The following is a 12,528-nucleotide window of genomic DNA, read 5'->3' as shown; positions in this document are numbered from 1 at the left end:
GTACTCATGCGGCCGAGCCGGGACCCTCCGTGCTTGTGGTACCTTTTGCCTCGCCCGTTTTCCCGCCGGAGCCGCCGGTCCCCGGGTGCGCGGTACACACGCCGCGCACCCGGATCGAGATGTACTTCTGCAGGAGGAAAGTCTTATGACTGGCCGGCCCTTGACGCTCATGGCAGTACACGCCCACCCCGATGACGAGGCCACCGGAACCGGAGGGGTCCTCGCGCGGTACGCGGCGGAAGGCATCCGCACGGTTCTCGTGACCTGTACCGACGGCCGTTGCGGTGACGGACCGGAGGGTGCCAAGCCGGGCGACCCCGGGCACGATCCGGAGGCCGTCGCCTTGATGCGCCGTCAAGAACTCAAGGAGAGCTGTGACGTCCTGAAGGTCGGCGATCTGGAGCTCCTGGACTATGCCGACTCCGGGATGATGGGCTGGCCGAGCAACGACGCCCCCGGAGCCTTCTGGCAGACCCCCGTGGAGGAGGGCGCCGCCCGACTCGCGGAACTCATGCGGCACTACCGGCCCGATGTGGTCGTCACGTACGACGAGAACGGCTTCTACGGCCACCCCGACCACATCCAGGCCCACCGCATCACGATGGCGGCGCTGGAGATGACCGAGCTGACACCGAAGGTGTACTGGACCACGATGCCCCGCTCGGGGATGCAGCGGTTCGGGGAGATCATGCGCGAGTTTCACCCGGACATGCCGGAGCCGGATCCTGCCGAGGCCGCCGCGATGGCCGAGATCGGGCTGCCCGACGACGAGATCACCACGTGGGTGGACACCATCGATTTCAGCGGTCAGAAGTTCGACGCGCTGGCCGCGCACGCCAGTCAGGGCGAGAACATCTTCTTCCTCAAGATGGGCAAGGAGAGGTTCGGCGAGTTGATGGGCATGGAGACCTTCGTACGCGTCAAGGACACCACCGGCGCGACCGTACCCGAGAACGATCTCTTCGCCGGACTGCGCTGATCCGTCTGTCCGGCAGCGCGCAGCAGGACGCGGACGTCCGCGTCGCGCGGGTGGGAGGTGAAGTCGTACCACTCGTCGGTCCAGGCCCGCTCCGCCGGCAGGTGTGAGGTCGCCGGGTGCGCGGGGTCCTCCGCGTGAACACCCCCGGATCGCCGGTCGTCTCCGCCGCGAACCCGGTCAGCGCGCTGGTGGCGGGGCGGTGCTCGCGCGTACCACGAGTCGGGTCGGCACCAGGGTGGTGCCGTGCTCCGGTTCGCCGTGTTTGACCTGGTGCAGCACGCGGTCCACGCAGCGGCGGCCCACTTCGCCGAAGTCCTGGTGGACGGTGGTCAGCGGCGGCTGGAACGAGCCGGCTTCGGCGATGTCGTCGAAGCCGACCACGGAGACGTCGTCGGGGACCTTGCGGCCGCGCTCGTTGAGGGCGCGCAGCAGGCCGAGTGCCATCTGGTCGTTGGCCGCGAACACCGCGGTGCACTCGGCGCGTTCGGCGAGTTCGAGGCCGGCGCGGTAGCCGGACTCGGCCGACCAGTCGCCGCGGACGAGTGAGGGCGGCGTGCGGCCGGCCTGCACCAGCGCCGCGCGCCAGGCTTCCGTTCTGCGCTGGGCCGCGTACGACTTCTCGGGTCCCGCGAGGTGCCAGACCGTCTCGTGGCCGAGGTCGAGGAGATGGGCGATGGCCTCACGGGTGCCGCCGACCTGGTCCGTGTCCACGACCGTGTACCGGTCTCCGGCGTCGGAGTCGGCGACGACGACCTTCACGTGCGGCGGCAGCGACAGGCGCGCGTCGTCGAGGAGATGGACCTCCATGATGACGATCGCCGCGTCGATGGCCAGTTCGCCAAGGCGCGAGAAGGCGCCGCGGACCTCGTCCTGGGTCGGCACCGCGACGGGCAGCAGCGTGACCGCGTACCCCTCCTGGGCGGCCGAGGCGGCGATCGCCTCCAGGGTGCGGACGTTGCCCGTCGTGGAAAGGGTGAAGGTGATGACGCCGATGGTGCGGAACTCACCGCTCTTGAGGGCGCGGGCCGCGCTGTTGGGGCGGTAGTCGAGCTCTCTCATCGCGGCGAGGACCTGCTCGCGGGTGGCTTCGTTGACTCCGGGGAAGCCGTTGGAGACACGGGAGACCGTCTGGGAGGAGACCCCGGCAAGCCGGGCCACGTCCGCCATCGACACGGAACGGCGTCGTGCGGGGCGGCTCGCGGGGCTGGGCCCGTCGCCCGGCGTCCGCGACGCCGGGGTGTGTTCGTCTGTGCCGTCCACGCTCTCCCTCACCAGGTGCCGCCCTTCGTGAGCAACCCTTGACCGCTCATCTGGAGGCAGTGTAGACATGCCGCCATCGAATGTTTACGTAAACATAACGCCTGACCCGCGCATAGGTCGAGCCGCTCAACCGGCCTGGGACGTTTACGTGAACTGCGGTTTCGGTTTGGCGAAGCACAAGCGAGGGACGCGAGATGACGACGCTTCAACCGCCGGCGGCAGCAGCCCCCCGCCCGGCCGGGCCGCCGCCGCGGCGCACACGCCGCTCATGGAGGGGATGGGGGTTCATCGGGCCGTTCCTGCTTGTCTTCGCGCTGGTCTTCCTGGCGCCGCTGCTGTACTCGCTCTATCTGAGCCTGTTCCGGACACAACTCATCGGCGGCACCACCTTCGTGGGCCTGGACAACTATCAACAGGCCTTGCAGGACGGCCAGTTCTGGGACGGCGTCGCACGCGTGGGCCTCTTCCTCGCCGTCCAGGTGCCGATCATGCTGGGCATCGCCCTGTTGGTGGCGCTCGCGATCGACAGCGGCCGCCTGTACGGCAAGGACTTCTTCCGGATCTCCGTCTTCCTGCCGTACGCCGTACCCGCGGTCGTCGCGACGCTGATGTGGGGCTTCATGTACGGGCCCCGCTTCGGCCTGGTCGGCGACATCAACGACGCGTTCGGCGTCCATCTGCCCGACCCGCTCTCGTCCGGCCTGGTCCTGGCGTCGATCGGCAACATCGTCACCTGGGAGTTCGTCGGCTACAACATGCTGATCTTCTACTCCGCGCTGCGCGTCATCCCGCACTCGCTCTACGAGGCGGCGCAGATCGACGGCGCCGGCCAGTGGCGGGTCATCTCGGCGATCAAGCTCCCGGCGATCCGCGGCGCCCTCGTCATCGCCACGATCTTCTCGATCATCGGCAGCTTCCAGCTCTTCAACGAGCCCGCCATCCTCCAGAAGCTCGCGCCCAACGCGATCACCACGGACTACACCCCGAACTACTACACGTACTCGCTGTCCTTCTCCGGCCAGCAGCACAACTACTCCGCGACGGTCGCCATCGTCATGGGCGTGCTCACCATGGTCGTCGCCTATGTCGTCCAGCTGCGCGGCATGCGCAAGGGAGCGTGATCCCCATGACGGGACCGAGCACCACCACCGCTCCCCGGCCCGCGGCACGGCCGCGCACCACCACACCGCGTCTGCGCACCCCGCGCCGGCACACACCCCGGCGCCCCCGGCGCAGCGTCCTGCTCACCTTGCTCACCGGCGTCGTCCTGCTCTACAGCCTCGTCCCGCTCCTGTGGCTGCTGATCAGCGCCACCAAGACCCAGGAGGGGCTCGCCGGTTCGTTCGGCCTGTGGTTCGACGGGGACTTCGCCCTGTGGGACAACATCACCGAGACCTTCACGTACCAGGACGGCGTCTTCGGCCGCTGGCTCCTCAACACCCTGCTGTACGCGGTCGTAGGCGCCGGCGGCGCCACCTTCCTCGCCGTACTCGGCGGATACGCGCTCGCCAAGTTCGACTTCCCCGGCAAGCGGGGCGTGTTCGCGGTCGTCATCGGCGCGGTCGCGGTGCCCACCACGGCGCTCGCCGTCCCGACGTTCCTGATGTTCAGCGAGATGGGTCTGACCGACACCCCGTGGGCCGTCATCATCCCGTCCCTGATCTCGCCGTTCGGGCTCTACCTGATGTGGGTGTTCGCGACCGAGGCGATCCCCACCGAGCTGATGGAGGCCGCCCGCATCGACGGAGCGAGCGAGCTGCGCACCTTCTTCCAGGTCGCCCTGCCGCTGCTCGCCCCCGGCACGGTCACCGTCCTTCTCTTCACCACGGTCGCGACCTGGAACAACTACTTCCTGCCGCTGATCATGCTCAAGGACCCCGACTGGTACCCGCTCACCCTCGGCCTCGACGCCTGGAACAAACAGGCGGCCACGGCAGGCGGCGAGGCCGTCTTCAACCTGGTCGTCACCGGCTCGCTGCTCACCATCGTGCCCCTCATCGCCGCCTTCCTGCTGCTCCAGAAGTACTGGCAGTCCGGCCTCGCCGCCGGAAGCGTCAAGGAGTAGGCGCCGGTCTGCAGGCGCGGTCGCTCATCCTGTCGAACCACGACGAAGTGGAAGTATCGCCATGCCCAAGCACTCCCGCCGCTTGCTGCGCGGACTTGGTCTTCTCACCGTTCTCGCTCTGGGGGCGACCGCCTGCGGGTCGGGCGACGACGACTCCGCCCAGAAGAAGGTCGGCGCCTCCGACATCAAGGCCGCGCTGAAGAAGGGCGGCACCGTCACCGTGTGGGCGTGGGAGCCCACCTTGAAGCAGGTCGAGGCCGACTTCGAGAAGAAGTACCCGAAGGTCGACGTCAAGCTGGTCAACGCGGGCACCAACAACGACCAGTACAAGGCGCTGTCGAATGCCGTCTCGGCGAAGAAGGGCGTCCCGGACGTCGCGCAGATCGAGTACTACGCACTGGGGCAGTACGCCCTGACGAAGCAGGTCGCCGACCTTTCGGCGTACGGCGCGGACAAGCTGGCCGGGTCGTACTCGCCGGGCCCGTGGAACGCGGTGAAGTCCGGCGGCGGCGTCTACGGCCTGCCCATGGACTCCGGCCCGATGGCGCTCTTCTACAACAAGAAGGTCTTCGACAAGCACAAGATCAAGGTGCCGACGACCTGGGACGAGTACGTCGAGGCCGGCCGCAAGCTGCACAAGGCCGACCCGAAGGCGTACATCACCAGCGACGTCGGTGACGCGGGCCTGACCACCAGCCTTCTGTGGCAGGGCGGTTCGCGGCCGTACAAGGTCGACGGCACGAAGGTCGGCATCGACTTCACCGACGCGGGTGCCAAGAAGTACACCGACACCTGGCAGAAGCTGATCGACGAGAAGCTGGTCTCTCCCGTCAGCGGCTGGAGCGACGACTGGTACAAGGGCCTGGGCGACGGCACCATCGCCACGCTGACCGTCGGCGCCTGGATGCCCGCCAACTTCGCCTCCGGCGTCAAGGGCGCCGCGGGGGACTGGCGTGCCGCACCGCTGCCGCAGTGGACCAAGGGCGCCGACGTGAGCGCCGAGAACGGCGGCAGCTCGCTGGCCCTGCCCGAGCTGGGCGAGAACAAGGAACTGGCGTACGCCTTCGTCGAGTACGCCAACTCCGGTGCCGGCGTGGGGACCCGCATCAAGAACGGCGCCTTCCCGGCCACCACCAAGGACCTGAACTCCTCGTCCTTCCAGGACACTTCGTTCCCCTACTTCGGCGGCCAGAAGGCCAACAAGATCTTCGCCGAGTCCGCGAAGAACGTACCCACCGACTGGAAGTACCTGCCCTACCAGGTGTACGCCAACTCGATCTTCAACGACACCGTAGGCAAGGCCTATGTCTCCGACACGAAGCTGTCGGCGGGCCTGAAGTCGTGGCAGGACGCGTCCGTCAAGTACGGCGGCGAGCAGGGCTTCACCGTCGAGAAGTAGCCCGCCCCGCTTGATTCCCGTTCCTCTGAAAGGACGTGCATGACCGCCCCTCTCACCTCCCGTTTTCCGTACGCGAAGGGCCCCGACGGCAGCCGGCGGATCGGTTACGGCGCCGACTACAACCCCGAGCAGTGGCCGCGGGAGGTGTGGGAGGAGGACATCCGGCTGATGCGCGAAGCCGGAGTGAACGTCGTCTCCCTGGCGATCTTCTCCTGGGCCCGGCTCCAACCCACCGCCGACGGCTGGGACTTCGGCTGGCTCGACGAGGTCATGGACCTGCTGCACGCGGGCGGCATCGGTGTCGACCTGGCCACCGCGACCGCCTCCCCGCCGCCGTGGCTGACCACCGCGCACCCGGAGATCCTGCCGGTCACCGCGACCGGCGAGACGGTGTGGCCCGGCGCCCGGCAGCACTGGCGGCCCACCTCGCCGGTCTTCCGCGCCCACGCGCTGAGCCTGGTACGGGAGTTGGCGACCCGGTACGCCGGTCACCCCGCCCTGATCGCCTGGCATGTCAACAACGAGCTGGGCTGCCACAACGTCTACGACTACTCCGACGACGCGGCCCGCGCCTTCCGCGCCTGGCTGCGTGCCCGCTACACCACCCTCGACGGGCTCAACCACGCCTGGGGCACGGCCTTCTGGTCCCAGCGCTACAGTGACTGGGACCAGATCCTGCCGCCGCGCCTCGCGGCCTCACACCCCAACCCGACCCAGCAGCTCGACTTCAAGCGCTTCTCGTCGGACGCCCTCAAGGAGCACCTGATCGCCGAGCGCGAGGTGCTGCGCGAGATCACCCCGGACGTCCCCGTCACCACCAACTTCATGGTGATGAGCGGCACCAAGGGCATGGACTACGCGGACTGGGCGGCCTCGGGCGCGCTGGACTTCGTCTCCAACGACCACTACGTCGTCCCCGGAGCGCGGGACCGCGACGAACTGTCCTTCTCCGCCAACCTGACCAGCGGCATCGCGGGCCACCGCCCCTGGTTCCTGATGGAGCACTCCACCAGCGCCGTGAACTGGCAGCCCGTCAACCTGGCCAAGAATGAAGGGGAGTTGGCCCGTGACTCGCTGCTGCATGTCGCGCACGGCGCCGACGCCGTCTGCTTCTTCCAGTGGCGCCAGTCGGCGGCGGGCGCCGAGAAGTACCACTCGGCGATGGTGCCGCACGCCGGGGCCGACAGCGAACTCTTCCGTTCCGTCACCGAGTTGGGGCGCACGCTCCAGGCCCTAGCGCCGCTCGCCGGTTCCGGGCGTGAACCCGCCCGCGTGGCCGTCCTGTTCGACTGGGACTCCTGGTGGGCCGGCGAGCTCGACTCCCATCCCACCTCGCGGCTCGACTACCACCGCGAGGCACTCGACTGGTACGCGGCACTGCTGCGCCTCGGCATCCGCGCCGATGTCGTACCCGCCCACCGCACGGACCCGTCCTCGTACGACGTCGTGATCGCCCCCGTCCTGCATGTGGTGCCGCAGACGCTCGCCAAGGAGCTCACGCGGTACGTCGAGGGCGGCGGCCACCTCGTCACCACGTACTTCTCCGGTGTCGTCGACGAGAACGACCACATCTGGCTCGGCGGCTACCCCGGAGCCCTGCGCGAGCTGCTCGGCATCCGGATCGAGGAGTTCGGGCCGCTGCTCGACGGCGACTCCGTGGACCTGGACAACGGTGCCACCGGGAGCATGTGGACCGACCGGATCGACGTGACGGGACCGGACGTCGAGGTGCTCGCCCGCTATCGCACCGGCGCCTACGTCTCCCGCCCAGCGGTCACGCGGCGCCCGACGGGCCGGGGGTCGGCCACGTACGTCTCCACGCGCCTCGGGGCCGAGGGCCTGGCCGGACTGCTGCCCGAGCTGCTCGCCCCGGCGGGGGTGACCAGTGAACTCCCGGAGCAGGCAAGGGGGTTGGTCGAGCTCGCGGTGCGCCACGACGCGGAGAACCGCTATCTCTTCCTGGTCAACCGCGGGGACGAGTCCGTAGCACTGCCCGAACTGAGCGGCGACGTGCTCCTCGGGCAGAGCTCCTCCGGCAGTCTCGTCCTGCCGCCTCGCGACGTCGCCGTCCTCCGGCAGTCCGCGACGTGAGCGTGTGCCCTACGGCTGAGTGCCGTAGGGCTCAGGAGCAGGGCTCAGGACGATTCAGGCGCCCGCGCGCCTCCACCGCTGGTTGTCGGCTTCGCTGGCGCAGGTCCACTGGACCAGCGCGGCACCGTCGTTGCCTGACCTGTTCTGTACGTCGAGGCACTTGCCGCTGTGCCGCGCGACGAGGCGGACGCCGTCCCCGGTGGTGTCCTCCACCGTCCAGCGCTGGCTTTCGGCCTCGCCGCAGGCGGACTGGACGACGGCCGCGCCGTCGTCGCTGGAGGCGTCACGGACGTCGAGGCACTTCCCGCTGTGCCGGAGCATCGCGCGCACTGTGCCGTCCCCCGAGTCCCGCAGCCAGAACTGCTGGTTGAGGCGCCCCTGCGCGCAGGACCACTGGACCGCGGCCGCGCCGTCCCCCAGGGACTCGTCGGCGATGTCGGCGCACTTCCCGCTGTGCTCCGCGGTGAGCGTCTCCCAGGTGCCGGTGCCGCTCACCTTGCCGGCCTCCGCGTCGACGGAGATCTGCGGGTAGTAGTCCATCGTCATCGTGTCCCCGGTGGGGAAGTCCAGCGGGAGCCACACGTACTGGGAGTCGTTGACGTTCCCGCCCGTCGAGTTGCCCCAGCGGTCGCCCATGTAGAGGTACGACGTCCCGGAGGCGCCCTGGACCGACAGGACGTACGCGGTCTGTGAGCCGTACGTCTTCCCGTCGCCGATGTCCTTCAGCTCGTTCCAGTCGCCGGTGATGCTGTCGGCGCTGCTGTACTTCTGCTGGTTCGGCGACCAGCCGGTGGCGCCGGACGTCAGCAGGAAGTACCTGCCGTCGCGCTTGAACATGGCCGGCGCCTCGCGCGACTGGCCCTCCCAGAGCTTGCGCACCAGGGAGTCCACCTTGGTGTAGTCCGCGGACAGCCGGTAGACGTGCAGATCGGCGTTCTCGTTCGCCGCCGAGATCATGTAGCCGGTGCCGTCGTCGTCGACGAACGTGGTGATGTCCCGCGACATGTGGTCGAGCGGCCGGAAGCTGCCCTGCCAGGCGTAGTCGCCGTCCACGGTGGAGGAGACCGCCACGGCGGCGCGGGCCTCGCCGTAGTCGGAGCCGTTCTCCTTGTGCATCCACATCACGTACTTGCCGGTGGCCTTGTTGTAAATGACCTTGGGGCGCTCGATGTTGGCCCGGTCCAGCTCCGGGTCCGACTTCTCGGTCAGGACGTGGTTGCGGAACTCCCAGGTCTTCAGGTCGGTGGAGCGGTAGGCGGAGACGTACCGGAAGGTGTTGTCCTCGTTCCGGTTCTCACCGAACCAGTAGTAGTACCCGTCCACCTTGATCACGCCGCCGCCGTGGGCGTGCACGACCTCGCCGTTCGGGTCGGTGAACTGGGTGCCGTTGGTGACGGTGACGGCGGCGGAGGCTGCCTGGGCCGAGCCCGGCGGAGCGAGGAAGGAGAGAAGGAGCCCCGCCAGGGCGGCGAACAGCAGGGCGACCACGCCTCTCGCCCTCCGCCTCCTCCTGGGCTCCGGTGTTCTCCTCGTTCTCCTCTGCGGATTCGCGGACATGACTTCTCCCTGTCGGAGTGTGGGGGATGGGGGGTGCGGGGGATGGGCGGGGCGTGCAGGCGTGCGGCTACCCGGCGTCGAGGCCCCAGGCGTGCTTGAGGCGGTCGATCCCGCTGGGGTTGCGGGGGGTGAGGCGCAGGTCCTTGCCGCTGCCCTCCAGGGCGAAGAGGGAGTAGTAGTCGTACGTGGGCCGCTCCTGGTGCTTGCCGCCGAGAGCCGGCCAGTAGATCGCGCCCATGCCGAGGGAGCGGACGGTGTCGGTGTCCGCCCGCAGGTACCGGACGAAGTTCTCGCCGCTGTCCGGGTCGTTGTAGTCGAATCCGGTGTCGGCTTCGTCGTCCATGGGCGCCCCGAACTCGTCCAGGACGGTGCGCGAGGCACAGTCGCCGAGTCCGTTCTTGAGGTCGGCGACCCACCCGTCGTAGTCCTTCGGGCCCTTTCCGAAGGCGTAGTGGTGGAGGGAGAGATAGGTCCCGGCGAGCCTGCTGTCGGCGCACACGGACTTGACCTCGTCGTTGTAGCCGGACCCGCTGACGAAGATCCGTTCCCTGGGGATCGCCGGGCGGTCGGCGATCCAAGTGGCGGCGATGTCCGCCCACTCGCCGGCGCCGTATCCGCGGGGCTCGTTCATCGGCTCGAAGTACACGTGGTCGTTGGTGCCGTACTTGTCCGCGACCGTGTTCCACATCGAGTTGAAGGCGGCCATGTCGATGATCCGGCCGTTCGAGGACGCTCCGTCCTCCCAGTAGGAGAGGACGACCTTGAACCCCTTGGCCGTCGCGGCGTCGATCGCGCCGGTGTAGGCGTCCCACCACGGCGTGCCCACCGACTTGGTGTTGACGGGGAGGCGGACGGTGTTCACGCCGATGCTCTCGAATCCGGTGTAGACGGATTCGGCCTTGGCCTTCACGGTGTCGTAGCTGTCCGCGATGTCCAGCCCTTCGGGTACGAGGGGGGCGTCGACGAAATTGTCGCCGGGGCGCGCCCAGTTCACGCCCCTGAACTGGCTGGGGTCCAGCTCGCTCGGCTCCGCGGTGGCCGATGAAGCGCCGGACACGACGGCGATCGGCACGGCCACCAGTAAGGGCAACAGGCCGGCCAGCGCGCGACGTTGGAGCCGGTGCCTTCGGGTTGGTGGCGGCGGCGTACTGGGGTGCGAGGTGATGTGGGGGGACATCTTTTCCTTCCCTGGTTCGGCGGCCAAGGGCACTCGATGGTTACGTAAACATCCGTTGGGTCGAGTGAAACCTTGGGATCGGCCCCGGCATCTGTCAAGGACTTGCGCACGGAGTGTTTGGTCCTGTGGATTTGCTCCGGCAGTGCGGCAGTTGATCGAGGGTGAGGCGCGAGAGGCGTTGACGAAGCACCGCGCCGCGCCTAACGTCCTTCGACGAAGCCACACAGAATCAAACACATGGCAACGTCATGCCGTGGTGCGCCGCGCGTACCTCACAAGCCGTCGCGGTCGTGCCAGTGCTCCTGCCAGCGCCAGTCGATGGGGTCGTCGGCGCGCTGGTACCGGATGTCCGTGGACAGGCGGGTCACTTCGTCCGGGTCGGTGTTGTCGAGGGAAGCGTGCACCAGGTACGGGGAGTGGACCACCATGTCGCCCGCCTCGTAGTCGGCGATCAGCCAGCGGGAGTCGAACTCCTCGGCCAGCGCCGGGAGATCGGCCGTGATGGATGCGGCGGGCCTGCCAAGGCGGCCGTCCTGTTCCTCGGCGCGCACCCGCTCATGACTGCCTTTGAGGTACACAAGGCCGCCGCGGGTGGCGGGGCAGTCGCCCAACGGGATCCAGGAACTGAGCACTCGGTCGGTGCCCTCCCGTAGATACACCAGGTCGTAGTGGGCCTGGGTGGCGAAGCCGATGCCCGTGTCACCCGCCCGCTGATGCCGGATGATCTTCCGCCGGTGCAGGAACGCCGATGCGTCGAGGAACCACGCGTACCAGTCGCGCAGTGCGGGCTGGGTGCAGAACTCCTGGTAGACGGGGCCCGGCACCAGCTCCTTGAACAGCACCCGGCGCAGGGCCGCCGGGTCTGGGTCGGACCGGCCGTGCTCCCGGAGCCCGGTCGGGGCGAGGGCGTCGAAGTAGTGGCGGCGGAACGCGGTCACGGCGTCCACGGGCAGGGCGCCCTTGAGGTAGAGGTAGCCGTCGCGGCGCAGGCGGGTCCACAGGGCGGCACGGTCGTGCCGCTCTGCGTCGGGTACCGGCGCGAGGGCGCCCATCCTGGTGGGCGCGGTGTCGAGTACGTAGCCGTTGGAGGTCAGCATGGCCACGATCCTGGAGTCGCCGGGCCCGCCGCACCATGCACGAATGCGGGCCCGCGGTGGGACTTTTCGGGGTACGGGCCGTCCCGCCTACAGTGACCGCATGCCGGGCTGGTCGCGTTATCTCACCCCCGCCGCCGCGCACTGGGGGCTCGGCCTGGTGTGCCTGGGAGCCGGCGGGCAGAGCGGCCGTACCGGGACGGTGCGTGAGCGGGTGCTTTCCTCGCATGCCGTGGTCCTCGTGACCGCGGGCCGTGGACGCTGCAACGACCGCCCGGTCGTCCCGCCGACCCTGTTCCACCTGCCGGCGGGCGTGCCCCACACCTACGGTCCCGACGAGCATGGCTGGAGCGAGCAGTGGGCGCTGTACGACGGCCCGGCCGCTCCTGCGTACGCCGAACTCGGCTATCTCCCGGCCGAGGCGACCCCCATGGCCGTCTCCGCGTCGGCCGCCCTGCTGTTCACCCGGCTGCGCAACGCCCTGGACCGCCCCGACCCCGAGACCGCAGCCGCCGCCGCCCTCCACGAACTGATCACCGCGCTCGGCCGCCCGCGGACCGAACACCCCGTGCTGGTCGCGCTGGCCCGCAACAGCGCACTGCCGCTCCCGGTCACGGCGCGCGAACTCGGCCTGACCCCAGAGAAGTTGAGGGACATCGTCCGTCAGCAGACCGGGCACGGCCCGAAGGAGTACGTCCAGCGGCTGCGCATCAGCCGGGCCAAGGAACTGCTCGCGGAGACGGACCTGACCGTCGTCGCCGTCTCCCGCCGCACCGGATTCAACGACCCCGGCTACTTCACCCGCCAGTTCACCCGCCGCACGGGCGTCACCCCGTCCGCCTTCCGTGCCCAGCAGCGCCGGGCGTGACCGCCAGACAAGGCAGGGCTGCCGCCAAGTAGTTGGTG

Annotated in this window: 10 protein-coding genes and 1 pseudogene; 6 read left to right on the top strand and 5 right to left on the bottom strand. The window is 69.0% G+C overall.

Going from position 1 to position 12,528, the window contains the following annotated elements:
• Positions 1-145 precede the first annotated feature (145 nt).
• Positions 146-979 carry a PIG-L family deacetylase gene (locus ACFWY6_RS10260; protein ID WP_384687761.1) on the top strand — a complete coding sequence of 278 codons (834 nt, stop codon included), beginning with the start codon at positions 146-148 and terminating at the stop codon, positions 977-979.
• Here ACFWY6_RS10260 and ACFWY6_RS10255 read toward each other — a convergent pair.
• Positions 979-1,080, bottom strand: a pseudogene (locus ACFWY6_RS10255) (ThuA domain-containing protein); the annotation flags it as partial. The gene ACFWY6_RS10260 and the pseudogene ACFWY6_RS10255 sit on opposite strands and share 1 nt — an antisense overlap.
• Before the next feature lie 76 nt (positions 1,081-1,156).
• Entirely contained in the window at positions 1,157-2,146 is a 990-nt protein-coding gene (locus ACFWY6_RS10250; protein WP_384687763.1) for a LacI family DNA-binding transcriptional regulator, read from the bottom strand.
• A 287-nt stretch (positions 2,147-2,433) separates the two neighbouring features.
• Between ACFWY6_RS10250 and ACFWY6_RS10245 the strand changes: the two genes are divergently transcribed.
• The 4 genes from ACFWY6_RS10245 (at position 2,434) to ACFWY6_RS10230 (ending at position 7,794) form a co-directional block, all read left to right on the top strand.
• The gene (locus ACFWY6_RS10245) at positions 2,434-3,360 is read left to right on the top strand and encodes a carbohydrate ABC transporter permease (protein ID WP_384687760.1); all 927 of its coding nucleotides are present in this window, start codon (positions 2,434-2,436) and stop codon (positions 3,358-3,360) included.
• Positions 3,361-3,365: 5 nt separating this feature from the next.
• Positions 3,366-4,304 (top strand): carbohydrate ABC transporter permease, encoded by a 939-nt coding sequence (locus ACFWY6_RS10240; RefSeq protein ID WP_384687759.1) that lies wholly within the window; start codon positions 3,366-3,368, stop codon positions 4,302-4,304.
• Between the two features lie 61 nt (positions 4,305-4,365).
• Positions 4,366-5,703, top strand: a complete 1,338-nt coding sequence (locus ACFWY6_RS10235; RefSeq protein ID WP_384687758.1) for an ABC transporter substrate-binding protein — start codon at positions 4,366-4,368, stop codon at positions 5,701-5,703.
• Between the two features lie 39 nt (positions 5,704-5,742).
• Positions 5,743-7,794, top strand: coding sequence for a beta-galactosidase (locus ACFWY6_RS10230; protein ID WP_384687757.1), 2,052 nt, complete (start codon positions 5,743-5,745; stop codon positions 7,792-7,794).
• Between the two features lie 54 nt (positions 7,795-7,848).
• Here ACFWY6_RS10230 and ACFWY6_RS10225 read toward each other — a convergent pair whose 3' ends face one another.
• The 3 genes from ACFWY6_RS10225 to ACFWY6_RS10215 all read right to left on the bottom strand — a co-directional run bounded on the left by ACFWY6_RS10225 (position 7,849) and on the right by ACFWY6_RS10215 (position 11,625).
• Entirely contained in the window at positions 7,849-9,351 is a 1,503-nt protein-coding gene (locus tag ACFWY6_RS10225) for an RICIN domain-containing protein (protein ID WP_384687756.1), read from the bottom strand.
• 67 nt (positions 9,352-9,418) lie between these two features.
• Positions 9,419-10,423, bottom strand: a complete 1,005-nt coding sequence (locus tag ACFWY6_RS10220) for a cellulase family glycosylhydrolase (RefSeq protein ID WP_384687755.1) — start codon at positions 10,421-10,423, stop codon at positions 9,419-9,421.
• A gap of 377 nt (positions 10,424-10,800) precedes the next feature.
• Positions 10,801-11,625, bottom strand: a complete 825-nt coding sequence (locus ACFWY6_RS10215; RefSeq protein ID WP_384687754.1) for a phytanoyl-CoA dioxygenase family protein — start codon at positions 11,623-11,625, stop codon at positions 10,801-10,803.
• A gap of 100 nt (positions 11,626-11,725) precedes the next feature.
• Between ACFWY6_RS10215 and ACFWY6_RS10210 the strand changes: the two genes are divergently transcribed.
• Entirely contained in the window at positions 11,726-12,490 is a 765-nt protein-coding gene (locus ACFWY6_RS10210; RefSeq protein ID WP_384687753.1) for a helix-turn-helix domain-containing protein, read from the top strand.
• Positions 12,491-12,528 lie beyond the last annotated feature (38 nt).

It is taken from the genome of Streptomyces sp. NPDC059037 (assembly GCF_042740015.1).
Classification (GTDB): domain Bacteria; phylum Actinomycetota; class Actinomycetes; order Streptomycetales; family Streptomycetaceae; genus Streptomyces.
Note: the sequence above shows the minus strand (reverse complement) of the source record. Positions and strands in the feature narration are given on the sequence as shown.